This window comes from Georgenia sp. SUBG003 (genome assembly GCF_000715355.2).
In the GTDB taxonomy this organism is placed as follows: domain Bacteria; phylum Actinomycetota; class Actinomycetes; order Actinomycetales; family Actinomycetaceae; genus Georgenia.
The window spans coordinates 516,743-542,151 of the sequence record NZ_CP180204.1; the positions used below are offsets into that span (position 1 = coordinate 516,743).

Genomic DNA, 25,409 nt, shown 5'->3' on the forward strand with positions numbered 1-25,409 from the left:
ACCAGCCCCGCGGTACCCCGCGACAGAACCAGGAGAGACCATGAGCGAGAACACCACCACCACGTCCGGCAAGGAGCGGATCGTCCTGGCCTACTCGGGCGGTCTGGACACCTCGGTCGCGATCGGCTGGATCGGCGAGCGAACCGGGGCCGAGGTCATCGCCGTCGCGGTCGACGTCGGCCAGGGCGGGGAGGACCTCGAGGTCATCCGCCAGCGTGCCCTCGACTGCGGCGCCGTGGAGGCGTACGTGGCCGACGCCCGCGAGGAGTTCGCCACCGAGTACTGCATGCCGGCGCTGAAGGCGAACGCGCTGTACATGGACGCCTACCCGCTGGTCTCCGCGCTCTCCCGCCCGGTCATCGTCAAGCACCTCGTGCGGGCCGCCCGCCAGTTCGGCGCCACCACCGTGGCCCACGGCTGCACGGGCAAGGGCAACGACCAGGTCCGCTTCGAGGTGGGCATCACCTCCCTCGCGCCGGACCTGAAGTGCCTCGCGCCGGTTCGCGACCTCGCCCTGACCCGCGACGTCGCCATCGAGTACGCCGAGACCCACAACCTGCCCATCGAGACGACGAAGAACAACCCGTTCTCCATCGACCAGAACGTCTGGGGCCGCGCGATCGAGACAGGCTTCCTCGAGGACATCTGGAACGAGCCCACCAAGGACGTCTACAGCTACTCGGACGACCCGACCTACCCGCCGCTTCCGGACGAGGTGGTCATCACCTTCAAGGAGGGCGTGCCGGTGGCGATCGACGGCCACGCCGTCACCCCGCTGCAGGCGATCCAGGAGATGAACCGCCGCGCCGGCGCACAGGGCGTGGGCCGCATCGACATCGTCGAGGACCGGCTGGTGGGCATCAAGTCCCGTGAGGTCTACGAGGCTCCCGGCGCCATGGCGCTGATCGCCGCGCACAAGGAGCTGGAGAACGTGACCGTCGAGCGCGAGCAGGCCCGGTTCAAGCGGGGCGTCGGCCAGCGCTGGACCGAGCTGGTCTACGACGGCCAGTGGTTCTCGCCGCTCAAGCACTCCCTCGACGTCTTCGTCGACGACACCCAGCGCTACGTCTCCGGCGACATCCGCATGGTGCTGCACGGCGGCCGCGCGACGGTCACCGGACGGCGCTCGGAGCAGAGCCTGTACGACTTCAACCTCGCCACCTACGACACCGGCGACGCGTTCGACCAGTCGCACTCGCGCGGCTTCATCGAGATCTACGGCATGACGTCGAAGCTGGCGGCCGCCCGGGACGTGTCCTTCGGCAACGGCGTGGACCTCAGCGCGCCGGCGAACCTCAGCGCCTGAGCCTCCGACGACCGAACGGGGGCGGCGGCACCTGCGGGTGCCGCTGCCCCGTTCACGTGTCGGTGAGCGGCCTGCTGCTCCGTGGTCAGCCCAGGGCCGCGACCAGCACCGCCTTGATGGTGTGCATCCGGTTCTCGGCCTGGTCGAAGACCACGGACGCGGGCGACTCGAAGACCTCGTCGGTGACCTCGAGGGCGTCCATGCCGGTGCGCTCGTAGATCTCGCGGCCCACCGTGGTGCCGAGGTCGTGGAACGCCGGCAGGCAGTGCATGAAGCGCACGTCGGGGTTGCCGGTGGCCGCCATGAGGTCGGCGTTCACCTGGTAGTCGCGCAGCAGCGCGATCCGCTCGTCCCAGGCCTCCTTCTTCTCGCCCATGGAGACCCACACGTCCGTGGAGACGAAGTCCGCGCCGCTGACCCCGGTGGCGACGTCGTCGGTCACGAGGATGCGGGCCCCGGTACGGCTCGCGACCTTCTCCGCCTCGGCCACGACCTCCGGCGCCGGCTGCAGCCCGGCCGGCGCGACGAGCCGCACGTCCATGCCCAGCAGCGCCCCGGCCACGAGGGTCGAGTGGGCGGTGTTGTTGCGGGCGTCACCCACGTAGGCGTGGACGATCTCGGGCTCCGGCTTGGGGCGCCCGTCCACGACCGGCGCGTGCTCGCGCATGGTCAGACCGTCGGCGAGCATCTGGGTGGGGTGCCACTCGTCGGTCAGCCCGTTGAAGACCGGCACGCCGGCGTACTCGGCGAGGGTCTCCACGTCGGCCTGCCGGGCGCCCCGGTACTCGATGCCGTCGAAGAACCGGCCCAGCACCCGTGCGGTGTCCTTGAACGACTCCTTGTGCCCGATCTGCGAACCCGCCGGGTCCAGGTAGGTCACGTGCGCGCCCTGGTCGTACGCCGCCACCTCGAAGGCGGTCCGGGTACGGGTGGAGGTCTTCTCGAAGATCAGGGCGATGTTGCGGCCGGCCAGGCGCGCGGTCTCCGTGCGGGCCTTCTTCTCCGCCTTGAGCTGCGCGGCGAGGTCGAGCAGATGACGCCACTCCTCGCTGGTGAAGTCCAGCTCCTTGAGAAAACTGCGTCCGCGCAGGTCGATGGTCACGCACTCACCCTTTCGTCTCCGGGACCGCCTCCCGCCCCGACTCCCTCCGCGGAACGCGCTCAGATCCCGTCCCGGATCGTAGGGCAGGTGAGGCAGCGCGGGCCGCCGCGTCCGCGGCCCAGCTCGGCGCCCGGCATGGTGAGCACCTCGATCCCGGACTCTCGCAGGTAGGCGTTGGAGGTCGTCGTGCGGTCGTACGTGACGACGACGCCCGGGGCCACCGCAAGGGCGTTGCAGCCGTCGTCCCACTGCTCGCGGGCGGCGGAGTGGACGTCCTGCTCGGCGGTGAGGATCCGGACGTCTCCGAGGCCGAGCGTGTCGGCGAGGGCGTCGTGCATCCGCTCGGCCGGGTGGTCGGCGACCTGCAGGTCGACGGGGTCCGACCCCGGGGTGATCGTGTAGGAGGGGAGCATTCCGAGTCCGGCGTACTTGATGAAGGAACGCTCGTCGACCATCGTCATGACCGTGTCGAGGTGCATGAAGACGCGCGCCTTCGGCATGGCGAGCGCGAGCACGCGGTCGGCAGAGCCGGTGGCGAACAGGCGCGTCGCGAGGCGCTCGACGCCCTGCGGGGTGGTCCGTTCGGACATGCCCACCAGGACGGCGCCGCCTCCCAGGACCAGGACGTCGCCGCCCTCGACGGAGGCTGCGCCGTCGTCCTGGCCGTCCGACCAGCGGTGGTGGCTGCCGGCGGCGAACCGCGGGTGCCACCGGTAGATCGCCTCGTAGGTGACCGACTCGCGCATGCGCACCGGCATGCGCATGGAGTTCACCGCCACGCCGTCGTAGATCCAGCAGGACGTGTCGCGGGTGAACAGGTGGTTGGGGAGCGGGGCGAGCACCAGGTCGTCCGCCCCCAGCGTGTGCATCACGAGCGAGTGCGGCTCGTCCGTCCGCTCGAGCAGCTCGCGCTTGGTGAGTCCGCCGATCAGGAGCTCGGAGAGGTCGGCCGCGTCCAGCGCCTCCGCGGCGGCCCGCAGCAGGGGAGCGGCGGCGGGGCCGTGCAGCCGCTCGTCGAACGCGTGGTCCAGCACGTACGCGCGGGCCTCGGGCACGGCGACGGTCTCGCGGAGCAGGTCCGCCAGCTGGAGGACGTCGGCACCGGCTCCGGTGAGGAGCGCGCACAGCTCGTCGTGCTCCTCCTGGGCGCGCCGGACCCAGACCAGGTCGTCGAAGAGCAGATCGTCCATGTTCTCCGGCGTCAGGCGCAGCAGCTCGATGCCGGGGCGGTGGACGATCACCTCCCGCAGGCGTCCCACCTCTGAGCCGACGTAGGGCCGGGCCGGCGCCGCCGTGCGCGGCCCGACCGCGGTTGTCTCGTCCATGAGTGGCTCCCCTCCGCGGCAAACGGTCTCACGAAACCGGTGGATGCTGCGGGAGGAGGCGCCGTCGGCGTCCGGAGGGACGGCGGACCAGGGCCGGTCCGCGCGGAGGAATGGTCCCGGGGAACCGGCTGGTTCCCCGGGACCGCGGGTGCCTCAGCGCGGCCGCGTCACGGCGTCGTCACCGAGGCGGTGCTGGACCAGGCCGACTGGTGGGTGTCGTTGAAAGCCAGGACGCGGTAGTAGTACGTCCTGCCCGGCGTGACGCTCTGGACGAACGTCGTGGTGCCGGCGGCCACGGTCGCGTTCTGCACGCCGAGCGAGAACGCGGCGTTGTCTGCGCGCTGGACCAGGAAGCCCGACTCCGTGGTGGACGTGTCGGTCCACCGCAGCGTGGCGGAGGCGGTCTTCTTGTTCTTCACGACGGCGGTGGCCGTCAGCCCCGTCGGGGCGGGGATGGAGGTCGCGGACTCGCCCCGGCTGTCCAGGACCAGGGTCGGGAACCCGCCACCCGGCGTGATGTTGTTGAGCGCCGGGTCCGCGTAGTCCCACACGTCGCCGACCGTGTTGACGGCGTACACGTTGTACTCGTACACCATCCGGGTGGTGCCGATGACGTCGTTGTACGTCCGGGTCCCGGTCGCGGCGCCCGTGCCCGGCGTGTAGCCCACGGCGTCCAGCTTCTCCGAGGGCACCGTTGCGATGGTCGTCCACGCGGACCCGGAACCTGCCACGCGGCGTTGGACGACGAAGGCGGTCTCGTTGCGTGACTCGTCCACCCACGTGACGACGTTCGCGCGGTTCCTGCCGCTCCCGGTGGTCCCGGTCGGGGCGGAGCCGAAGGTGGGCGCCTGCGGGGCGACGCCGACCGCCTGCGCGTGCATCATGTCCATCTCCTCGTGGCTGAGGATGTGGCAGTGGTACACGTACTCCCAGCCGAAGTTGACGTAGTGGTTGACCACGTCGACCGGCTCGCCGTCGGGGTTGAAGGCGAAGATCGGCAGCCCGGCCGCCTCCTGTGCCGTGGTGTCGGCGAGCATCGCGCCCTCCGGCATCGAGGGGTCGAGCAGGCGGATGCTGTTGGGCAGGCCGCCGGCCCACTCGGCCCATGTCGGGATCCCGCTGCTCTCGTCCGGCAGCGGCGGGGTGATCGGCCGCAGCGCGACGATCGTGTCCTCCAGCGGGCTGATCCTCACCGTGTCCTTCCAGCCCAGCTCGGTCGGGTCCGGCTTGCGGATGATGCCGTCCCAGCCGACGCGGTTGAGGAGCTGGACGTCGTAGAGGTGGAAGTGGATGGGGTGGGTGTCCACCCCGTTGTGCGTGAACTTCCAGATCTGCGTGCCGTCGTCCGCCGTCGTCAGCGGGGTGGCCTCCATGCCCTGGGGAAGCTCGACTCCGTCGAGGATCTCGGTGGGCGGGTAGACGTACGGGCTCAGGATCATGTTCTGCAGCCCGGCCTGCGCGTTGGGGGTCTCGACCCCGAGGTAGCCGCTCATGCGGCCGTAGTCGTGCTCGAAGGCCTCACCCATCTCGTCCTGGATCATCTTCGGCTTCAGCGGAACGGTGATGCGCTCGCTCTCCGTCGACGTGCGGAACGGCGCGCCGGGTGACGTGGCGGCGTCGTCTTCGGCGAGCCGGTCGAACGTCAGCGTGGTGTCGAAGATCTGCACCGTGCCGTTGGTCGGGCCGTTCGTCCCGAACGTGGTGCCGTAGGCGGTGTTGTACTCGCCCTGGCCGACGATCACCGGCTTCTGACCGGACTCGAAGACGCCGGTGCCGTCCGCCCGGTGGGCGAAGGCGGCATTGAGCGCGTCGAGGTCGAACGCCGGAGCCGGGGTGCCCTCGACCTTGATCTGCATGACGGTGCGGGTGTTGGGCCCGTAGCCCGGCAGGGTCGAGGGAGCGCCGCCGCTGTCACGCAGGTCGGCGTTGCCCGTGTAGTAGTCGTACCGCGGGTCGCGGGCCGGGAAGGCCGCGGGCGCGTCGTTGTAGAGAATGAGCGTCTGGCCGGCGTAGGCCGAGAGGTCGACGACGGCGTCGTGGCGCTCCGCCGGCGCGATCAGCAGCGAGTGCTGGTCGACGTTGCCGGCGTTGAAGACGGTCGGGTCGTTCACCCACGTGATCGGGTGCGCGGGGACGACGACGGGAGCAGGAAGGAAGCCGCCCTCCGTCGCGACGTCGATCCACGACGGTCCCTCGGTGCCCGCGACCGGCGTCGGGAAGACCGTCGTGTCCCTCACGGCAGCGGCAACCTCGTCCGGGTTGAGCGCTACCTCGGTGCATGCCACACCGGTGCTCTCGGGCACCGGGTCCAGGTTGGCGGCGTCGCAGACCGCGCCGGTGGCATCGACGGCCTGGTAGAGCGAGAGGTTGAAGAACCTGTCGTTGGCGGCGTTGAGCACGCGGAACCGGTACGCCTTCGGCTCGAGGGTGAGCGTCGGGTACGCGGTGCCGTTGACCACCGGGGTGTCCATGAAGGACTCCATCCCCATCGAGTTGAACGGCACGCCGGGCATGAGTGGCGGCTCGGTCCACCCGGCGTCCGGGTCGGCCTCCGGGTCGTGGTACGGGTTGGCGATCGGCCCGTGCGTGACATCGTTCGTCGGCGGCCAGAACCAGGGGCCGTAGGCCCAGCGGCCGTAGGCGTTGACGCCCGTGGGGTCGCCGGGGTTCTGCGCCGGGGAGTAGACGTGGGGGAGCCAGAGGCTGCCCTCGCCGCCCCACCGGGCGGTGTCCCAGGTCTCGTCCTGCTGCGCGAGCTGCTCGGGGCCGGGCACGAACGTCTTGTCCTGGATGACCAGCGGGATGGTGTCGTCGGCGCCGGGAAGGACGCCGGAGTCGACCAGTGCCTGCTCGGTGTCGTCGGTGATGACGTACGGGGCAGCCTCGCCCGCGTAGACGTTGAGACGGGTGATGCCCCACGCGTGGTCGTGGTAGAACATCAGCCGCGCGCTCTGGGCGTTGGTGTAGAAGAATGTCTGCTCGCCCTCGGCCGGCGCCGGCATGTCGGGGACGTCCTCGACGCTGACGCCCTCCGGGTACGGGGTGTCCTCGCCGGCCGGGGTGATCCACTGGTGCGGCGTGCCGTCGGAGATCCACGGCGTGATGCCGCCGTGCAGATGCAGGGTCGCCCGATTCTCGGGGTAGCAGTGGCCATGGGCCACCATCGTCTCCTTGCCGGGCTCGCTGCACATGGGCCGCTGCGGGTCGATGGCGGTGGGGTCCTGCTCCATCGCCTCGTGTCCGGCGGGGGTCATCCCGGAACCCATCACGGTGGTGTCGACGGGCAGGAAGAGGTTGCCCTCGGCCCCGGTGGGCAGGCTGTTGCGGAACAGGATCCGCACCGGCCTGTCCTTCTGCGCCACGACGGCCGGGCCGAGGTAGTGGTACGGGGTCGGGCCGTCGGGGGGCGTTGACCTGCCGGTAGCCGCGCAGCGTCGTCCCGGGCAGGTCCGAGTGCATCTGCTCGGTGTACTCCCCGAGCTCGATGACGTAGTAGTCGGTTCCCGGGTAGGTGGTGGTGTCGGGGACGGCCACCGGGATGACCTGGCCGAGGTTGTTCGTCGTCGTCCCGCCCACCATCGGCAGGGTGTCGACGAACTTGCGGATGCCGCCCTTGACCACCACGTTCTGACCGGACAGGTCCAGCACCTGGGCACGGAAGGAGTACGTGCGCTGCTCGGGGTAGGTCGGGTAGTCGTCGGAGCCGAGCGTGATGGTCGAGTCCTGCAGCGGTGCCACCGGAGCGGGGTGGTGCAGGATGTCGTCGCCGGCGCCGGTGTCGACGGGAATGCCCTGCCCGTAGAAGGCAAGCCGGTCGCCTGCCTGCACCGCGAGGTTGGCGACGCCGAAGCTGGCGACGGCGCCCGCGGCCGGGTCGGCGAGGTCGGGCACCGTCAGCAGGCCGCTGTCGAAGACGACGGTGTACTGGTTCGGCTCACCCGTCGGTCTGAGCACGTAGGCGTGGAAGACGTTGCCTGCGGATGCGAACGGACTGCCACCCGTCGTCGCCTGGTTCCACGTCTCGAAGGACTGGACCATGCCGTCCGGCAGCTCGCCGGGAACCATGACGAGCACGGGTGCGAGCTCGCCCACACCGACGGGATGGTCCGAGGCGTAGGCGCGGTCGACGAGGTCGTTGCCGACCTGGACGGTGTCCGCCTCGACGGTCGGCAGCGGGCTGTTGGCGTAGTTGGGATGGCTGAAGTAGCGCGGCACGTCACCGGGGCCGACCGCCGCGGTGCCGACGTCGACCATGAGCGGGTTGAGCGCGCCGTCCTGGAGCGCCTCGGCCGCGGCGGCCTCACGCTCCGTCTGGGTGACCTTCTTCTCCTGCTTCTCCCTGACGTTCGCGGCCTTGTCCTCGTACCTGCCAGGGTCGTCCTCGGCAGGGTCGCTGCTTGACGCTCTGGCGCCTCCGCCCGCAGCCGCGGGCGGTGAGCCGTCGCCGGTACCGGCGACGGCAGGAATGGTTCCCGCACCGAGCGGGAGCAGGGCGATGGCCGCGAGCACGGCCACGCCCGGTCGATGCTTCATTGCATCCTCCTGGCGAACGCGTCGAACGCCCCCGGTACGGGCCGGCGGCCCGTCAGGTCAAAATTCCCGGGGTGACGGCCGGAACGACAGGGACCCTGGTCCCGAAATGGGTCGAACCGCCCCGATAACGGCGTCCGGGCGTTTCCGTCACGCCCTCGTGCCGGTCCGGACGTGGGACGTCGGCCGGAGCGTTCCGACACCTACGTTCCCGTGGCCGGGCCGTCGCGTCCGGAGGGAGCCCGGACAGTCGGTGGACGGGGTGTGCGACGTGCCCACGGCACAGGGCAAGATCGTGTCCCATGGACACCACCGCGGCCCCCGACGACGCCACGCCCGAGTCCCACCTCAGCCTGTGGGGCGGCCGTTTCGCGGGCGGACCGGCCGACGCGCTGGCGGCCCTGAGCCGGTCCACCCACTTCGACTGGCGTCTGGCCAGGTACGACATCGCCGGCTCCCGGGCGCACAGCCGCGTGCTGCACCGGGCCGGGCTCCTCGACGACGACGAGCTCGCAGGCATGCTCACCGCCCTCGACAGGCTCGACGCCGACGTCGCGTCCGGCGCCTTCGCACCCGGCGAGGACGACGAGGACGTCCACACTGCGCTCGAACGCGGCCTGATCGAGCGGGCCGGCGCGCACCTCGGCGGGAAGCTCCGCGCCGGGCGCTCGCGCAACGACCAGATCGCGACGCTCGTGCGCATGTACCTGCGCGACTCCGCCCGCGAGCTGGCGGCCGGGGTGCTCGACGTCGTCGACGCTCTCGTCGGCCAGGCCGCCGCCCACCCGGACGCGGTCATGCCGGGGCGCACCCACCTCCAGCACGCCCAGCCCGTGCTGCTGGCGCACCACCTGCTGGCCCACGCCTGGCCGCTCATGCGCGACGTCCAGCGGTGGGTCGACTGGGACCGGCGCGCCGCAGTGTCCCCGTACGGCTCGGGCGCGCTGGCGGGCTCGTCCCTCGGGCTCGACCCCGACGCCGTCGCCGCCGACCTCGGGTTCGCCTCGAGCGTGGAGAACTCGATCGACGGCACCGCCTCCCGCGACGTCGTCGCGGAGTTCTCCTTCGTCGCGGCCATGACCGGGGTCGACCTCTCGCGCCTGAGCGAGGAGGTCATCCTCTGGGCCACGAAGGAGTTCGGCTTCGTCCGGCTCGACGACGCCTACTCCACCGGGTCGTCGATCATGCCGCAGAAGAAGAACCCCGACGTCGCCGAGCTCGCCCGCGGCAAGGCCGGGCGGCTCGTCGGCGACCTCGCGGGTCTGCTCGCCACCCTCAAGGGGCTCCCGCTGGCCTACAACCGCGACCTCCAGGAGGACAAGGAGCCCGTGTTCGACGGGGTGGACACCCTCGAGCTGCTGCTGCCCGCGGTGGCGGGGATGGTCGCCACGCTCACGTTCGACACCGGTCGCATGGCCGACCTCGCCCCGCAGGGCTTCTCGCTCGCGACCGACATCGCCGAGTGGCTGGTCCGGCAGGGCGTGCCGTTCCGCGTGGCCCACGAGGTCGCCGGCTCCTGCGTGCGCGTGTGCGAGGAGCAGGGCAAGGAGCTGTGGGACCTGACCGACGACGAGCTCGCCGGCATCAGCGAGCACCTCACGCCTGCGGTGCGCGAGGTGCTCAGCGTGGAGGGGTCCATCGCCTCGCGCGACGGCCACGGCGGCACCGCCCCCGTCCGGGTCGTCGAGCAGCTGGCCCGTGCCGGCGCGCTCTCGGCCGAGCTGCGGTCCGGGCCCGCGCGCCGTGAGCCCGACGGCCGCGCGCACGGCCTCGGGACCCGCCTCGGCCAGGACGTCCGGACCCGGGAACGCCCGGAGGTCCTCGCGCGCCGGGACGCCGAAGGCGGCGACGAGCCTGCCCGCGAAGGTCCTGGCGGCGGCGAGGGAGACCTGCTGCCCGAGCACGGTTGTCACCGCCGCCTCGAAGCCGTCCACGTGGCCGAGCACGCGCAGACCCGGCCTGGCGTCCACGAGCGGCGCGAGCCGTCGGTCACGCCGCAGGTGGTCGGCCACGGCGGCGGGGTCGGCGTCGAGATCCAGCCAGCGACGCAGCAGCGAGACGAGATCCGCCTCGTCGCCCGGGTGCGCCATGTCGAGCTCGACGTCCACGTGCGTCCCGGTGAGGCGGACGTTCATGACGGCGGGGCCGCCGCGTGCCGGCACGGTCCGGGTGACCGTGGCGCCGGCGACGTCGACGGACTCGATCCCGGGCACCGCGTGGGCGGCGAGGGACGCGAGAGCGGGACCGACGGCGTAGGGCGGGGCGAGGGAGAGCCGTGCGCGCCGGAGCACTCGCCGCCCCGACGCCGCCGTCACGCCTGCCCGCGCACCCGTCCCGGTCACGCGCGCGTGCCGTCCGGCTTCCAGAGCCCAGAGACACCGCGGCGGTGGGAACCGGCGAGATGGGTGTCGACGATCCCGATCGCCTCCATCAGGGCGTGCATCGTGGTCGGCCCGACGAACCGGAATCCCCTGCGACGCAGATCCTTCGACAGCGCGACGGACTCCGGCGTCGTGCTCGGGACCTCCTCGATCGTGCGGGGTACCGGCGTGCGTTCCGGACGGTAGGACCAGACCAGCGCCTCCAGACCGCCGTCCGAGCGCAGCTCGACCGTCGCGCGCGCGTTCGACCGGGTGGCGAGGATCTTCGCGCGGTTCCGGATGATGCGCGGCTCCCCCATCAGGCGTTCGACGTCCTCGTCGGTCAGCGCGGCGACCGCGTCGGGGTCGAAGGAGCGGAACACCTCCCGGAAGGCCGGGCGCTTGCGCAGGACCGTCGCCCACGACAGTCCCGCCTGGAACGCCTCCAGGCTCAGGCGCTCGAACACGGCCCGCTCGCCCCGGACGGGGACGCCCCACTCGGTGTCGTAGTAGTCCCGCATCAGCGGGTCGGTGGCGGCCCAGGCCGGGCGCGCCAGGCCGTCGGGGCCGACCACCACGCTCCCACCTGCGCCGGCCGCGCTCGCCCCTTCCGCCTTCACGTCCCCGGCGCTCACGTCGTCCGCCTGCACGTCCCCCCGCGCTCGCGCCCTCGACGATCACGCCGCACGCTCCAGGTCGAGCAGGGTGCGCTTGGCCTCGAGGCCGCCGAGGTACCCCCCCGAGGGAGCCGTCCGAGCGGAGCACGCGGTGGCACGGCACGACCAGCGGGACCGGGTTGGTGGCGCAGGCCGACGCCGCGGCCCGCACCGCCCGCGGACGGCCGGACGCGGTGGCGAGCTCGGTGTAGCTGACGGTCCGGCCGTAGGGCACGTCGGTGAGGTGGCCGAGCACCTCCCGCCTGAAGCCGGCGGCCAGCCGCAGGTCGACCGGGACGTCGAACACGCGCCTGCGACCCGCGAAGTACTCGTCGAGCTGCCGTGCGACGACGTCGAGCCGGTGCGGTGCGAGCAGGATCCGAGGACTCACCGACCTGGCGATGCTGTCCAGCACGGCGTCGCGGTCCTCGAGGGCGAAGGCGACCCGCAGCAGCCCGGCCCGGGTGGCGGCCAGCAGGAGCTCGCCGACCGGCGAGTCGACCGTGCGGTAGGCCACGTCCAGGAGTCCTTCCTCCTCTGCCCGGGCGGCGAGCCGCTCCTGCAGGTGCCCGAGGTGCTCCGGCGCGACGTCGTGCAGGCCCGAGAGCACGCCGGCCGACTCGTCCCCGCGGGAGGGTAGAGATCCGCGGGCGGGCAGAGATCCGCGGGCGGTGGCGGGCCCGTCGGCTGTGGTGCGCCCGCCCGTTGCGACGGGCACGACGGGTGCTGCGTCGGTGGTGGTCATGGTCGCGCCTCCAGGTTCTTGCGCAGGTGTCTGATGCCGTCCGCGGCGGCGCGGCGCACGGCGGGTGCGGAGCCGCCGACCACGGCGGCTACCTCGGTGTACGGCAGCCCCACCAGGTGGTGGAACGCGATCGCCTCACGCTGGCGCTCGGTCAGCGCCCGCATGGCGCGCCACAGGTCCTCCTGTGGCTCCGGCGGTTCCGACGCCGTCTCCGGCAGCTCCGCCACGGGCAGGGCGCGGCGCGCACGGGCCCGGTGGTTGTCGACGGCCTTGCGTCGCGCGATCGTGACGAGCCACGCCTCGACGTTCGCGCCGTCGTCGAGGTCCGGGTACGCCCGCAGCGCGGCGAGGAAGGTCTCCGACCAGATGTCGTCCGCCTCCACGGGACCCACCACGGCGCGGCAGAACCGCAGCACAGCAGGTCCGTGGTCGCGGACGACGTGCTCGAAGGGCTTCACGATGGGTAGACGCTCCGGGTCGCGGGTCTGTGAGGTGTGCCCGAATGATCACACGCATCGCTGACGTGGCGCCGCGTTCCTCCACAGGTCCGGCGCACCACAGGCTCCAGGACGCCGCGCCAGGACGACCCTCGCGGCGTGCCGGCCGCGACGGTTGCCGATGGGACGGCCTTGCTACGACCGGAGGCGACGGTGCCGAGGCTGTGGCGCCGAGGCTGCGGCTCCGAGCCGGCCGCCGGGACGGGCCGCCGGCTAGGAGCCGTCGGTGAGGACCGCGGGCGCGAGCTCGGGCCGGCGGGCGCCGACCTGCGCCGGGTCCAGGGCGTCCGCGATGCGGCGCACCGTGGCCCGCATCTGGTCCGGGTCGATCTCCTCGAGGCTGTCGACGACGACGTCGAAGAGCCTCAGGTGAAGCGCCTCCACCTGCTCGAGCGCCACCCGTCCCGCCTCGGTCACGTGGATCAGCCGGGGCCGACCGCCGCGGGAGAGCGGATGGTGGTGGCGGGCGAGCAGCCCGCGGGCCAGCAGCCCCTGGCAGGTGGCCTCCGCCGCCGCGTCGGCCTGGCCGGTGCGGCGGGCGACGGCGCGCGGGTGGTCGGCGCCCCGCGCCACGGCCTCCAGCGCCTGCATCTCGCCGAGGCGCAGTCCGGTGAGTCGCTCGATCGCCCTGGAGATCTGCTCCTGGGACCGCACCATCGCGGTCATCTGGTCGGCGAGCGCGAGCGTCTCGACGAGATCGTTGCCGGGCTCGGCACGCCTGACGGCGGATCGTGCGCGGCGGGCGGCCAGGTCGACGTCGACGTGGGGGCCGGGGTCCGTTGCTGCGTGCGTCACATCCTGTCCAACGGGGGCCCGCGGCTCCGTGTTCCGACGCGACCGGATACCGCCCGTGCCGTGGTCGGCGGCCCGGCGCAGGCTGGAGGTCCCGGACCCGGCGGCGGAGCAGAGCACGGTCGGTGGTCAGCGGATCAGAACAGGGCGGCCTGGTACTTCAGCAGGATCGCGGCGGCGAGGAGGACGAACCAGACCACCTCGAGGGCGTAGTCGGCACCCATGCGCAGCCACGTGCACAGCCGCTCGTGCACCGTGGGGCTCAGACCGAGGGTGTTGTCCAGAATGTTCACCCGCAGCAGCGAGGTGAAGACGGTGGTCGTGGACACCGTGACCAGGAGGCACCAGGGGCACAGCGAACCGATGACGAAGTAGGACTGCGCGAAGAGCCAGTACGCGAAGCCGAACCCGATGAGGTAGACCACCTGGGCGGAGTTCATGAACCAGCGCGGGAACCGCACGCCCCCCAGGGACGCCACGGCGAGCGTGATCACCACGGGCTCGGCGACGAGGCCGAGGAAGGCGTTCGGGAAGCCGAGGACGCTCGCCTGCCACGCCTGGGCGACGGTCCCGCAGGAGATCGCGGAGTTGATGTTGCAGGCGAGCGCCACGTCGGGGTCCGCGGCCAGGCGCACGGCGTCGATCGAGAGGACGAGGGACGCGACCAGGCTGAGCAGCGAGGAGGCCAGCATGACGACGAAGGCGTTGCGGCGGGACCGCTCCGCCCGCTCGAGGCTGTCGTCGAGCAGGTCGGGCACGGAGGCCGGTGCCGATGGGTTCATGGCGGTGTCCCGGGGGTCGGAGGTGCTGGTGACCGGGACGCTCCCGGCGGGCGGACCCGGGCTGCCGCGTCCACCTTGTACGAATAGTCCCGTGCCGGCCGGCGGCGACGGAGGGACGTAGGTCCCCGGGCCGTGGGCAGCCTGGGTCAGCCGTCCTCGCGCCGGTGCAGCTCGGCGACGGCGCGGAGCTTCTCGACGTCGAGGCGGTCCGCGCCGGCCACGGCCAGCCGTACCGGGGTGACCGCGGTCAGCGTCGAGGTGCGCAGGCCCCCCTCGAGCACGGCCCGCTCCCCCAGCACCGCCCCGGGACCGACCTGGGCCACCTGCCGGCCGTCGACCACGACGTCGAGAACGCCGTCGAGCACCAGATAGATCTCCTCGCCCGGCTCGCCCTGGACGGTGATCGTGGTGCCGGCCGGGGCCCGGCGGATCTCCGGGCGTCCGTTCCCCCGCATGATGCCCTCGGACAGCTGGCGCTCCAGGGCGGTCTCGGCCTCGACGACGAGCGCCTCGGAGTCCTGCTCCCCCCCACGGCGTGCGGGGTCCGAAGGAGTGCGCCATCCAGCTGTCGAGGTCCGTCAGACCGCTCTTGAGCGTCAGCGCGCCGTCCGGTCCGTAGACCCAGTGGCGCGGGAAGGCGCTGGCGCCGGGCATCGCGATCTCGGTGCTGCCGTCGGCGCGCAGGGTCAGTGCCAGCGTGGTCCAGACGATGGGCGCCTGCCAGAGCACGAACGGCGCGTGCGGCACGGGGCGGGGCAGCGGGACGCCGGTGCGTCCGCCGACGGTCTGGGTGAAGTGGACGCTGCCCTGCTCGACCACGGGCTCCTGCCGCAGCACCGGCAGGGAGTACCCGCCGAACGTGGCCCCCACGCTGGCGACCCGCACGGTGGTCGAGCCCATGACGATGCCCGACTCCGGCGTGAAGCCCCACTCCAGCGGGGTGCCGAGCTCGTCGAACTCCGCCCACGCACCGAGGTGGTTGGCGAAGCGGAACCGGTCGTCCGCACGGAGGCGGTGGACCTGGTCGAGGGTGGTGAGGGTGTCCACCGGCGGGTTGTCGTAGTGCGCGAGCCCGACGTCGAAGCCCGCCCTGAGCCACCCGCTGACGGAGTCTGACGGAATCCAGGACAGCGACAGCATGCTCGACTCGACCCGCATCGGGACCTCCGTGGTCAGCGCCAGTGCCAGCCCTCGTCATTCAACACGACCGGCAGCCGGCGGTGAAGGGACTTGGGTCAGCACCCGTCCGGTGACGCCGGCGCGCTCAGCCCTGCGCCACGAGGCGCTGGTGCCAGGTGGTGACCTCGGCGTCGAGCTCCGCGCGGCGGGCGCCGTCGACGAAAGCCGCCTCCACGCCGTTGCGCGCCAGGGTGAGCAGCTCGTCGGGACCGAGCGAGAGCACCTCCGCGACCTGCCGGAGGTTCTCGTCGACGTACCCGCCGAAGTAGGCCGGGTCGTCCGAGTTGACCGTCACGACCAGCCCCGCCTCCAGCATCCTGCGCAGCGGGTGGTCCGCCAGGGTGTCCACCACGCGCAGGCGGACGTTCGAGAGCGGGCAGACCGTCAGGGGCACGCGCTCACCGGCCAGGCGCCGGACGAGCACCGGGTCCTCCATGGCCCGCACCCCGTGGTCGACGCGCTCGGCGTGGAGGATGTCCAGCACGTCCCAGACGTTCTGCGCCGGCCCCTCCTCGCCGGCGTGCGCGACGGTGTGCAGGCCGTGGTCGCGGGCAAGGTCGAAGGCGGGCGCGAACTCCGACGCGTGGCTCGTCAGCTCCGTCGAGCACAGCCCGACCCCGAGCAGCGGCGCGTCGAGGGCCAGCAGCTCCTGCAGCGCGGCGAGCGCCTCCGCGCCGGGCAGGTGGCGCAGGAAGGTGACGATGAGGCCGGTGGTGAGCCCGTGGTCCCGGCTGGTCGCCAGCGCCGCCTTCACGCCGTCGAGCACCTCCGCCGCCCGGATCCCGCGCCCGGTGTGTGCCTGGATGTCGAGGAAGACCTCGGCGTGCCGCACACCGGCCTCGCGGGCGCGGACGAGGTACGCCGTCGTCAGGTCGTAGAAGTCCTCGGCGGTGCGCAGCACGGCCATGTTGGCGTAGTAGAGGTCGAGGAAGCTCTGCAGGCCGGTGAAGGAGTACCGCGAACGCAGGTCGTCCATGTCCGCGTACGGCAGCACGACCCGGTTGCGCTCGGCGAGGGCCAGGATCAGCTCCGGCTCCAGCGTCCCCTCGAGGTGGACGTGGAGCTCGACGGCAGGCATCTGCATCCGCACAGTATGTCGGCGCGGCTGCGGAAAGGGTCAGGGTTTCGCCGCCTCGAGCGGGCGGGGCACCGGAGGGGCGGACGGCCGGAAGGCCGTCCGCCCCTCGCCCGCTTCCGGACGGTTTGCGCACAGTGTTGCCCGAAATGCAAGCCCACATGCGGTCCCGGGCCTGGGTGTGACCAAGGTCTCTTGCACTTAACCACGGCCGATGCGGTAATTAATGGGTCCCATCCCGCAGCGCCGACGGAGGCCCGCGATGTCCACGACCACCTCGACCACGCCGCCCGCGACGACCTCGACGCCGGTGTTCGACCACAGCACCCTCGAGTGCGAGCTGATCCGCCGCACCGACGCCCTCCTCGCCGCCGTGGCCGCCCAGGAGCCGCACGAGCCTCCTCTGGAGGACCTGGTGACTTTCCTGCACCAGGAGGTGCTCCCTCACATGGAGGCCGAGGAGGAAATCCTGCACGGCTCCCCGGCCGGGGCACCCACGGCGCTGCTCGCCCGTGCCGTCACCGCCCAGCACGGCAGGCTGACGGACCTGGTCGCCGAGGTGGGCGCCGCCCGGACGGGCATCGACGCCGTCCGTGCCGCGAGCGCCGTGGTCGCCCTCTTCATCGCCGTCGCCGACGCCGAGGACGCGCTCCTGCTTCCCTCGCTCACCGCCGACGGGGCGTCCGACCTCGCCCCGGGCGTCCAGACGTCGACGGCGCACCGCACCGCCTCCCGGCCACCACGGACGCCGGCCGTGCCGGTGCGCGTTCGCCCGCCCGCCCCGACGCCGTACCGAACCCCGACGCCGTCGTCCGCGCGGCGGCCGGAGGTCCGCCCGGTCGAGGGTGCCGGGCTCGTAGAAATCCTCGTACCCGTCCGGGCTGCCGGTGGCCGCCGGCGGGACGCGGAGGTCGCCGTAGGGATTCGTGCCCCGCTCGTTCAGGGTCGCCGGCGCGTACGGCTCGGCGTCGGTCGGTCCGTCGGTGTACGGGTCGCCGGTGAAGTCCTGCGGGGCGCCGTCGGGCCGGCCGAACTGCCCGGGGAACCACGCAGGATCCTGCGGTGTCACAGAGCGTCCTTGCGCTGGAGGTAGCGCAGCGCCGCCCAGCCGAGCGGCACCCGGCCCCAGAACGTCAGCACGCGGAACAGGATCGCCACGGACACGGCCGTCGCGGCCGGGATCCCGGCGAGGGTGAGCCCGGCCGTCAGCGCCGCCTCCACCGGGCCGATACCGCCGGGGGAGGGCACGACCGCGCCGATCGAGTTCGACGCGAGGTAGGTGATCGCGAGGTTGGTCAGCGGCAGCTGGTACCCGAACGCCGCGAGGGAGGCGCCGAAGGCGGCGACGTACCCGGCCGTCATGACGAGGTTCCCGGCTATTCCCGTGGCGAGACGGCGCGGGTCCGAGACCACCCACACCACGCGCGGCCACACCTGCTGCATGGTCGGGGCGACCTTCTCCCACACCCACGCCCGCACCGTCGGGACGAGGAGGACGACGCCGATGATCGCCAGCACCAGGGCGACGGCGAGGATCACCGAGCCCGACGGCGCGCTCAGCGAGCCGGCCGACCCGGTCACCAGCGCGACCGCCACCAGCAGGAGCACCGTGGTGATGAACTGCGAGAGCTGCACCAGCCCCACCGTGGCGACGGCCATCGGCGTGGAGATCCGGGCCTTGTTGAGGAAGCGCAGGTTCAGCGCGGCCGGGCCGATGCCTGCGGGGGCCACGAGCGAGATGACGGACGCCGCCACCTGCACGAGCATCGTGCGCCACACGCCCAGGCGTTCCGGCGAGAACGCCACCAGCCCCATGGCCGAGCCGACGTAGGTGAGCAGCCCCATGCCGAACGCCACGACGATCCACACCGGGTTGGCGCTGCTGACGGCGGAGGTGACCTCCTCGATGTTCATCCAGGACAGCAGCGCCCACACCGCCACGACCGCGACGGTGAGGGTGACGACCGTCCGCGGGGAGAACCGGTTGAGCTGGAGCGGGGCCACGTCGGCCCGCGGGATGAGCTCGACAAGCTCCTCGCGCAGGGTGGCGAGCAGGTCCTTGAGGTTCGCCGTCGCGGAGCGCGTGGTGGTGGGCATGGCCACCGGCTGCAGCAGCGGCGCCATGGAGGCCAGCTGGTCACGGGTCAGGACGCGGGCCGCGGAGGTCAGCGCGCGTTCGGCACCCACCAGCGTCGCGAGCATCGCGAGCAGCTGGGCGAGGTCGAGGCGGCGGGAGAGCTCGGAGGAGACGATCTCCCCGTTCTCCCAGGAGATGATCCGCACCTGGCCCGCCCGGTCCACGAGCACCGCTTCGGCGCTGAGCTCGCGGTGCGCCAGACCCTTGGCGTGGGCGGCGCGCACCTGGGTCCAGACCTGGTCGAGCAGGTCGTCGTCCAGCTCCGCCGGGTCCAGCTCGTCCAGGCGGCGCGCCCCGGGGAGGTGCTCGGAGACGATGAGGACGGAGTCGCGGGACTCGGTGATCCCGACGAGCTCCGGCGCCCGCACCCCCGCGGCGCGGGTGGCCAGGGCCATGAGGGCCGCCCGGTTCGCGGCCTCGCGCAGGCTGCGGGCGGGGCGCCGGTCGATGCCGCGCAGCCGCATGCTGTCCCACATCGAGGACAGGACCCCGACCACGTGGCGGTCGCCGTCGAGCACGGTGACGTCGTGCCGGCGTCCCTCGACGTCCCAGATGGCGTAGAGCCGGTGGGCGGACTCGACGTCGAGGGTCCGCACGGCCGAGGAGGAGACCTCCTTGAGGACCCGGTCCGGGTCGGTCAGCGGGTCGGGGGCCACGGTGTCGGCGCCGGTGGCGCCCTCCTGGTCGACGGCCGCGAGCAGGTCCGCCGGCGAGGCCACCCCGGCGGCCACGTCCTCCGCGAGGTGCCGGGCGGCGTCGTCGTCCGCGGCGGAGGCCGCCGGCTCGCGGAGCCGTTCGGTGTAGCCGATGGGGGAGGAGGTTGTGACGGTCCAGGCCTGCGCGTGGGTGCCGGTGAGCACGGGGTCCATGCGCACGACCGTGACGGGGTCCAGGCCCGCGCGGCGCAGCCCGCGCACGAGGTGCACGCCGGTGGCGCGCTCGTGCAGCACGCCGGACGCGTAGCGCATCCCCAGGCCGGCGGAGCGGCCCAGCAGCACGGCGACGATCGCGCCCGGCAGCGTCTGGTCGCCCTGCACCACCGAGAGCGCCAGCACGATCCACAGCAGGTTCCACGACCACCGGAGGAGCCGGTTGTGGGAGCGGTCCCCGACGGCGGTGAGCACCCCGGCGATGCCGGCGGCGTAGACGTTCAGGCCGATGACGGTGTCGCCCTCGGAGGTGATGGTCAGGCCGCGCGTGAGCGCGTCCGGGGCCACGTTGTCGAGCAGCCACAGCGCCCCGACCGCCAGCAGCACGGCGAACACGCCGGTGGCGAGCGCCTCGAGGGCGGAGCGCCAGCTGCGCCGCACGACCCGGTCGACCAGCACGATCAGCGGGACGAAGAAGGACACCAGGCCCTCGAGGACGGTGACCGGCAGCAGCAGCACCTGGCGCAGCACGTTGGCCACCGCGGACTGCACGTCCTCCGTCACGCCCTGCGTGGTGGCGTGGGCGTAGACGGCGAGCACGAGCACGAACCCGATGCCGAGCAGCGACGCGACGAGCGCCAGGAGGTCGCCCGGCCGGCGCACGCGCGTCTCCGGGGCGTCCACGAGCAGCACCTCGCGCCTCGGTGGTGCATCCTCCACCGGGGCCGTCGCGGGCATGGTGGCGCCGCCGTCCCCCGGTTGCAGGCTCATGCTCGCGAGTCTACGGCGGGGACCCCGGGCCGACGGCGCACCGCCCGGGCGCGGTGAAGTGCCGTTCGCGGGGCGGCCCGGCCCGCTCCAGGCTCCGCCCGGCCGGCGCGGCAGCGACGGAGGTGCCTACCGGCCCGGCACGTATCCCAGGTTTGGCGCCAGCCACGTCTCGGCCTCGTCCAGCGTCCAGCCCTTGCGCCGCGCGTAGTCCGCCACCTGGTCGCGGCCGAGCTTCCCGACGGCGAAGTAGCTCGCCTCGGGGTGGCCGAGGATCAGCCCCGACACCGCCGACGTCGGCGTCATCGCGCACGACTCCGTCAGCTCCAGCCCTGCCTCCCCCGGCACCCAGCAGGGCGAAGAGCGTGCGCTTCTCGGTGTGGTCCGGCTGCGCCGGGTAGCCCGGCGCGGGCCGGATGCCGGCGTAGCGCTCGCGGACGAGGTCGGCGACGGGCAGCGCCTCGTCCGGGGCGTAGCCCCACAGAGTCGTGCGCACGTACCGGTGGGTCCACTCGGCGAACGCCTCGGCCAGCCGGTCGGCGAGGGACTGGGCGAGGATCGCGGTGTAGTCGTCGTGGTCCGCCTTGAACCGGTGCGCCAGCTCGTCGGCGCCGTGGACGGCGACGGCGAAGCCGCCCAGGTGGTCGCCCGCCGGGGCGACGAAGTCGGCCAGGGCCGCGTAGCGGCCCGCGCGCTCCTTCTGCTGGCGCAGGGTGAAGAAGCGCGTCTCGCCCGCTCCGCCGTCGTCCGGGGCTCCGACGGGCTCGACGACGATGTCGTCCCCCTCCCGGTGGGCCGGCCACAGGGCGACGACGCCGCGCGCCGAGTACAGCCCCTCGGCGACGATCCGGTCGAGCAGGGCGCGGCCGTCCCCGAGCAGCTGGCGGGCCTGCTCGCCCTGGCGTGGGTCCTCGAGGATCTTCGGGTAGGTCCCGCGCAGCTCCCACGCGGAGAAGAACGGGGTCCAGTCGATGATCTCCGCGAGCTCGGCGAGGTCCGGCTCGAGCAGCTCACGGCCGAGCGTGCGCGGGGCCGGCTGGCCCGGGGCGTCGACGGCGCGCGAGTCGGCGCGGGCGGTCTCCAGGTCCACCAGGGTGACCTTCCTGGCGCCGTGGCGCTCGCGCAGCTCGGCGTACTCGCCCCGGATGCGCTCGGCGATCTCCTCCTCACGGCCGATGACGTCCGCCGCGACCCCGACCGCCCGGCTGGCGTCCGCGACGTGCACCACGGTGCCGGCGTAGGCGGGGTCGATCTTCACCGCGGTGTGCGCGGCGGAGGTGGTGGCCCCGCCGATGAGCAGCGGCGTGGTCATCCCGCGGCGCGTCATCTCCCCGGCCACCGAGACCATCTCGTCCAGGCTCGGGGTGATCAGCCCCGAGAGCCCGACGACGTCGGCCCCGAGCTCCGCGGCGGTGTCGAGGATCCTCTCGGCGGGGACCATGACGCCGAGGTCGGTGATCTCGTACCCGTTGCAGGCGAGGACCACCCCGACGATGTTCTTGCCGATGTCGTGCACGTCGCCCTTGACGGTGGCCAGGACCACCCGCCCCTTCGAGCGCCCGCCGGTCTCCACGGCCGCCGCCTCGAGGTACGGCGTCAGGTGCGCCACCGCCCTCTTCATCACGCGGGCGGACTTGACCACCTGCGGCAGGAACATCTTCCCGGCCCCGAAGAGGTCCCCGACGACGTCCATGCCGTCCATGAGCGGGCCCTCGATGACCGCCAGCGCGGAGCCGAGCTCCCGGTAGGCCTCCTCGGCGTCCTCGACCACGTGGTCGGAGATTCCGTGCACGAGGGCGTGACGGATCCGGTCCTGGACGCCGGCGTCCCGCCAGGCGTTCCGGGCGGCCGCGCCGTCGCCGCCCTCCCTCCGGGCGTCCCGGTAGGACTCGGCGAGGGCGATGAGCCGGTCGGTGGCGTCGTCGCGGCGGGCCAGGATGACGTCCTCGACGGCCTCGCGCAGGCCGGGGTCGATGTCCTCGTAGACCGCGAGCATCCCGGCGTTGACGATGCCCATGTCCAGGCCCGCGCGGATCGCGTGGAACAGGAACACGGCGTGCATCGCCTCGCGCACGGGGTTGTTGCCGCGGAAGCTGAACGAGACGTTGGAGATGCCGCCGCTGACCAGCGCGCCGGGCAGGTTGGCCTTGATCCAGCGGGTGGCCTCGATGAAGTCGAGGGCGTAGCGGTCGTGCTCGCTCATGCCCGTCGCGACCGTGAGCACGTTGGGGTCGAAGATGATGTCCTGCGGCGCCACGCCCGCGCGTTCGGTGAGGAGGCGGTAGGCGCGCTCGCACACCTCGATGCGGCGCTGGTAGGTGTCCGCCTGCCCCTGCTCGTCGAAGGCCATGACCACCATCGCGGCGCCGTGGCGGCGGACGACGGCGGCCCGGCGCAGGAACTCCTCCTCGCCGTCCTTCAGGGAGATGGAGTTGACGACGCCGCGGCCCTGCAGGCATCGCAGGCCCGCCTCGATGACGTCCCACCGGGAGGAGTCGACCATGACCGGCACGCGGGAGATGTCGGGCTCGCCGGCGAGCAGGTTGAGGAAGTGCGTCATGGCCGCGACGCCGTCGAGCATGCCCTCGTCGAGGTTGACGTCGATGAGCTGGGCGCCGGCCTCGACCTGCTGCCGGGCGATCTGCACCGCCGCGTTCCAGTCCCCGGCCAGCACGGCGCGGCTGAACCGGGGCGAGCCGGTGACGTTGGTGCGTTCGCCGACGTTGACGAAGTTGAGCTCCGGCGTGAGCGTGAACGGCTCGAGCCCGGACAGGCGCAGGTGGTGCGGCCGCCCGGCGGGCGTGCGCGGGCGGTGGCGGGCGACGGCGTCGGCGATCGCGCGGATGTGCTCCGGGGTGGTGCCGCAGCAGCCGCCGACGATGTTGACCAGGCCCTCGCGGGCGAAGTCGCCGAGGGTGTCGGCCATCTCCTCCGGGGACTCGTCGTAGCCGCCGAAGGCGTTGGGCAGCCCGGCGTTGGGGTGGACGGAGACGAGCCGGTCCGAGGCGCCGGCGATCTCGCGCAGGTGCGGACGCATGGCCTCCGGGCCGAGCGCGCAGTTGAGGCCCACCGAGAGGAGGTCGGCGTGCTCGGTGGAGACGACGAACGCCTCGGGCGTCTGGCCGGAGAGGGTGCGCCCGGAGGCGTCGGTGATGGTGCCCGAGAGCATGACCGGGACGGTGCGGCCCAGCTCCGCTCCGACGTCGTCCACCGCGTGCAGCGCGGCCTTGGCGTTGAGGGTGTCGAAGACCGTCTCGACGAGGATGAGGTCCGCTCCGCCGTCGAGCAGCGCGCGGGCCTGCCCGGCGTACGCGGCGCGCAGCTCCTCGTAGGTGACGGCGCGGTACTCGGGGCGGTCGACGTCGGGGGAGAGGGACGCCGTGCGGTTGGTCGGGCCCATCGCGCCGGCCACCCAGCGCGGGCGCCGTCGGCCGCGGCCGCCTCGTCGGCGACCTCGCGGGCCAGCGCGGCGGCCCGGCGGTTGATCTCGGGCACCAGGTGCTCGGTGCCGTAGTCGGCCTGGGCGATGGTCGTGGCGGTGAAGGTGTTCGTGGTGGCGATGTCCGCGCCCGCGGCGAAGTAGGAGCGGTGCACCTCGCGCAGCACGTCCGGCCGGGTCAGCGCCAGGAGGTCGAAGTCGCCCGTGTAGGCGCGGGCGGGGTCCGCGCCGTCGAACCGGAAGTCCGCCTCCTCGAGGCCCGCCTGCTGCAGCAGCGTGCCCCACGCCCCGTCGAGGACGAGGATGCGGGCGCGGGCCGCCTCGCGCAGGTCGGGGGCCATACGGTCTCCTGAGAATGACATCTAGGGCAGAGGCGGTGCCGACGTCGTGCCCGAGCCCACGAGGGCCGGGTTGACGACGCCGCGGGCGCGCAGGTGGTCGAGCACGTCCAGGGCCGGACGGTCCCGGTTGAAGGTGTACAGGTGCAGCCCCGGCGCACCGACCGCCAGCACCCGGTCGATCAGCGCGAGGGTGGCGTCGAGCCCGCGACGGAGGCGGACGGCGTCGTCCTGGACGTCGAGGAGCGCGTCGAGGCTGACGGGCACGGGCACGCCCGTGAGCTCCTCCAGCCGGGCCAGACGGCGCCGCTCGGTCAGCGGCAGGATGCCGGGGACGATGGGGAGCGTGACCCCGGCGGCGCGGGCGTCTCGCACCAGGGTGGCGTAGGCCTCGGCGTCGTAGAAGACCTGGGTGATTGCATAGTCGGCGCCGACCGCCTGCTTCGCGAGCAGCGCCGCGATCTCGCCGACGCCGCTGTTGTGGCCGGAGGGGTAGGCGGCGACGGCGACGGTGACGTCCGGCGCCGCCGGGTGGCCGGACTGCACCTCGCGGATGAGCCGGACCAGGTCGGCGGAACCGGCCACGCCGCCCGGGGCCGGTACCCACGCGGTCTGCCCCGCGGGCGGGTCGCCGCGCAGGGCGAGGAAGTCCCGGACGCCCGCGTCCAGCAGTGACCGGACGCGCGCGGCCAGCTCCTCGCGGGTCGCGCCCGCGCAGGTGAGGTGGGCGACGACGGGGACGGCGGTCTCCGTGAGCAGGCGATGGACGATGCCGTCCGAGGACTCGCGGGCCGAGCCGGACGCGCCGTAGGTCACCGTGAAGAAGTCCGGCCCCGCCTCGGCCATCCGCAGGATCCGCGCCCAGACGGCCTCGTCCGACTCCGTCCCGCGGGGCGGGAACAGCTCGAAGGAGACCGTCGGCAGCTGGGGCGCGAGGTCGATCAGGCTCGACGTCGACATGGGGTCACGCGACAGCGTCCGGTCGGTCGCGGGCCGGGCTGGCGCCGTCGTGGAGGTCGGTGCATATCCTCATGTTCCCGTGCCCGCCGCCAGCGTGCATCGCTGACCGGGCGGTGAACCGGCTGCCGGACGTGGCGACGCAAGGAGCCCACGATGCGAGATTCGGTGACGCCGGCGTTTCCCCGGAACGCCGGGAGGGGGTAGGTCCCAGCGGCGCGGTCAAGAGTTGTAAGGCAGCGCGAACCTCCCACTGCCTCAGACGAACGCGACCGACCCGTCGCGCCGGACGGGCAGACGGCGCTCCCAATGCACGTAGTCCTCCCGCTCCAGGGCGTTCTCGTCGATCTCGATGCCCCATCCGGGACGGTCCGGACGCAGATCGAGGTGACCGTCGACAGGCAGGTACGGGTCTCGGCACCACGTGGTCGTGTCGGGCTTGTACTCGAGGTAGGCGAAGTTGGTGGTCGCCGCTGCGAAGTGCACGTTGTGCGCCGTCGCGAGGGCGCGGAGTGATCACGTATCCGCTCACGTCATCGCGTTGCTCGCCTG

The 25,409-nt window shown here is 72.8% G+C and carries 16 protein-coding genes and 6 pseudogenes; 5 read left to right on the plus strand and 17 right to left on the minus strand.

Annotated elements, in window-relative coordinates; all coding sequences use genetic code 11:
* Positions 1–40: 40 nt before the first annotated feature.
* Positions 41–1,306, plus strand: coding sequence for an argininosuccinate synthase (locus DA06_RS02385; protein ID WP_043497016.1), 1,266 nt, complete (start codon positions 41–43; stop codon positions 1,304–1,306).
* A gap of 85 nt (positions 1,307–1,391) precedes the next feature.
* On the opposite strand, the gene argF is transcribed toward DA06_RS02385, so the two are convergent.
* The 3 genes from argF to DA06_RS02400 all read right to left on the minus strand — a co-directional run bounded on the left by argF (position 1,392) and on the right by DA06_RS02400 (position 7,074).
* Entirely contained in the window at positions 1,392–2,408 is a 1,017-nt protein-coding gene (gene argF, locus DA06_RS02390) for an ornithine carbamoyltransferase (RefSeq protein ID WP_043497017.1), read from the minus strand.
* 59 nt (positions 2,409–2,467) lie between these two features.
* A complete protein-coding gene (locus DA06_RS02395) occupies positions 2,468–3,733 on the minus strand; it encodes an arginine deiminase (RefSeq protein WP_052436271.1) in 1,266 nt (421 codons plus the stop codon).
* Positions 3,734–3,900: 167 nt separating this feature from the next.
* Positions 3,901–7,074: a multicopper oxidase domain-containing protein gene (locus DA06_RS02400; protein ID WP_052436272.1), complete on the minus strand. Its 3,174-nt coding sequence runs from the start codon at positions 7,072–7,074 to the stop codon at positions 3,901–3,903.
* Positions 7,075–7,186: 112 nt separating this feature from the next.
* Here DA06_RS02400 and DA06_RS02405 point away from each other — a divergent pair, with 112 nt between their 5' ends.
* Together DA06_RS02405 and argH are read left to right on the plus strand one after the other, a co-directional pair.
* Positions 7,187–8,134: a hypothetical protein gene (locus tag DA06_RS02405; protein WP_418606800.1), complete on the plus strand. Its 948-nt coding sequence runs from the start codon at positions 7,187–7,189 to the stop codon at positions 8,132–8,134.
* Between the two features lie 431 nt (positions 8,135–8,565).
* Positions 8,566–9,993: pseudogene (gene argH / locus DA06_RS02410) on the plus strand (argininosuccinate lyase); the annotation flags it as partial.
* A 258-nt stretch (positions 9,994–10,251) separates the two neighbouring features.
* Here argH and DA06_RS02415 read toward each other — a convergent pair.
* From DA06_RS02415 to DA06_RS02445, 7 genes and pseudogenes are all read right to left on the minus strand, one after another.
* Positions 10,252–10,605, minus strand: a pseudogene (locus DA06_RS02415) (AlkA N-terminal domain-containing protein); the annotation flags it as partial.
* Entirely contained in the window at positions 10,602–11,258 is a 657-nt protein-coding gene (locus tag DA06_RS02420) for a DNA-3-methyladenine glycosylase I (RefSeq protein WP_418606801.1), read from the minus strand. The pseudogene DA06_RS02415 and the gene DA06_RS02420, both read right to left, overlap by 4 nt.
* A gap of 157 nt (positions 11,259–11,415) precedes the next feature.
* A pseudogene (locus DA06_RS02425) lies at positions 11,416–12,024 on the minus strand (methylated-DNA--[protein]-cysteine S-methyltransferase); the annotation flags it as partial.
* On the minus strand, positions 12,021–12,482 hold the full coding sequence (locus DA06_RS02430; RefSeq protein WP_043497026.1) for an RNA polymerase sigma factor: 462 nt from the start codon (positions 12,480–12,482) through the stop codon (positions 12,021–12,023). The gene DA06_RS02430 and the pseudogene DA06_RS02425, both read right to left, overlap by 4 nt.
* Before the next feature lie 252 nt (positions 12,483–12,734).
* On the minus strand, positions 12,735–13,316 hold the full coding sequence (locus DA06_RS02435; protein ID WP_418606802.1) for a MarR family winged helix-turn-helix transcriptional regulator: 582 nt from the start codon (positions 13,314–13,316) through the stop codon (positions 12,735–12,737).
* A 134-nt stretch (positions 13,317–13,450) separates the two neighbouring features.
* Positions 13,451–14,095 (minus strand): vitamin K epoxide reductase family protein, encoded by a 645-nt coding sequence (locus DA06_RS02440; RefSeq protein WP_043497028.1) that lies wholly within the window; start codon positions 14,093–14,095, stop codon positions 13,451–13,453.
* A 146-nt stretch (positions 14,096–14,241) separates the two neighbouring features.
* Complete coding sequence (locus tag DA06_RS02445; protein WP_052436275.1) at positions 14,242–14,550, minus strand: cyclic nucleotide-binding domain-containing protein; 309 nt, start codon at positions 14,548–14,550, stop codon at positions 14,242–14,244.
* A 209-nt stretch (positions 14,551–14,759) separates the two neighbouring features.
* On the opposite strand from DA06_RS02445, the gene DA06_RS02450 reads away from it, so the two are divergent.
* Positions 14,760–15,158: a hypothetical protein gene (locus tag DA06_RS02450; protein WP_418606803.1), complete on the plus strand. Its 399-nt coding sequence runs from the start codon at positions 14,760–14,762 to the stop codon at positions 15,156–15,158.
* Positions 15,159–15,359: 201 nt separating this feature from the next.
* Here the strand turns inward: DA06_RS02450 and DA06_RS02455 are convergent, their stop codons facing one another.
* Positions 15,360–16,358, minus strand: coding sequence for an adenosine deaminase (locus DA06_RS02455; protein WP_043497032.1), 999 nt, complete (start codon positions 16,356–16,358; stop codon positions 15,360–15,362).
* A gap of 253 nt (positions 16,359–16,611) precedes the next feature.
* On the opposite strand from DA06_RS02455, the gene DA06_RS02460 reads away from it, so the two are divergent.
* Positions 16,612–17,442: a hypothetical protein gene (locus DA06_RS02460; RefSeq protein WP_418606804.1), complete on the plus strand. Its 831-nt coding sequence runs from the start codon at positions 16,612–16,614 to the stop codon at positions 17,440–17,442.
* Here the strand turns inward: DA06_RS02460 and DA06_RS02465 are convergent.
* From DA06_RS02465 to DA06_RS02490, 6 genes and pseudogenes are all read right to left on the minus strand, one after another.
* On the minus strand, positions 17,415–20,126 hold the full coding sequence (locus tag DA06_RS02465; protein ID WP_043497039.1) for a lysylphosphatidylglycerol synthase domain-containing protein: 2,712 nt from the start codon (positions 20,124–20,126) through the stop codon (positions 17,415–17,417). The two genes, DA06_RS02460 and DA06_RS02465, sit on opposite strands and share 28 nt — an antisense overlap.
* Before the next feature lie 126 nt (positions 20,127–20,252).
* Positions 20,253–20,429: a vitamin B12 dependent-methionine synthase activation domain-containing protein gene (locus tag DA06_RS02470; protein ID WP_418607851.1), complete on the minus strand. Its 177-nt coding sequence runs from the start codon at positions 20,427–20,429 to the stop codon at positions 20,253–20,255.
* 97 nt (positions 20,430–20,526) lie between these two features.
* A pseudogene (gene metH, locus DA06_RS02475) lies at positions 20,527–23,523 on the minus strand (methionine synthase); the annotation flags it as partial.
* 92 nt (positions 23,524–23,615) lie between these two features.
* A pseudogene (locus DA06_RS02480) lies at positions 23,616–23,924 on the minus strand (homocysteine S-methyltransferase family protein); the annotation flags it as partial.
* Positions 23,925–24,860, minus strand: coding sequence for a 5,10-methylenetetrahydrofolate reductase (locus tag DA06_RS02485; RefSeq protein ID WP_052436276.1), 936 nt, complete (start codon positions 24,858–24,860; stop codon positions 23,925–23,927).
* A 255-nt stretch (positions 24,861–25,115) separates the two neighbouring features.
* Positions 25,116–25,352, minus strand: a pseudogene (locus DA06_RS02490) (enolase C-terminal domain-like protein); the annotation flags it as partial.
* Between the last annotated feature and the right edge of the window lie 57 nt (positions 25,353–25,409).

Excerpts from the sequence above, each read along its gene's own strand:
- DA06_RS02455 (WP_043497032.1), bottom strand. The coding sequence starts at position 16,358 with ATGCAGATGCCTGCCGTCGAGCTCCACGTCCACCTCGAGGGGACGCTG.
- DA06_RS02470 (WP_418607851.1), bottom strand. The coding sequence starts at position 20,429 with ATGACGCCGACGTCGGCGGTGTCGGGGCTGATCCTCGGCCACCCCGAG.
- DA06_RS02445 (WP_052436275.1), bottom strand. The coding sequence starts at position 14,550 with ATGCGGGGGAACGGACGCCCGGAGATCCGCCGGGCCCCGGCCGGCACC.
- DA06_RS02385 (WP_043497016.1), top strand. The coding sequence starts at position 41 with ATGAGCGAGAACACCACCACCACGTCCGGCAAGGAGCGGATCGTCCTG.
- DA06_RS02485 (WP_052436276.1), bottom strand. The coding sequence starts at position 24,860 with ATGTCGACGTCGAGCCTGATCGACCTCGCGCCCCAGCTGCCGACGGTC.
- DA06_RS02395 (WP_052436271.1), bottom strand. The coding sequence starts at position 3,733 with ATGGACGAGACAACCGCGGTCGGGCCGCGCACGGCGGCGCCGGCCCGG.
- DA06_RS02465 (WP_043497039.1), bottom strand. The coding sequence starts at position 20,126 with ATGAGCCTGCAACCGGGGGACGGCGGCGCCACCATGCCCGCGACGGCC.
- DA06_RS02460 (WP_418606804.1), top strand. The coding sequence starts at position 16,612 with ATGTCCACGACCACCTCGACCACGCCGCCCGCGACGACCTCGACGCCG.
- DA06_RS02440 (WP_043497028.1), bottom strand. The coding sequence starts at position 14,095 with ATGAACCCATCGGCACCGGCCTCCGTGCCCGACCTGCTCGACGACAGC.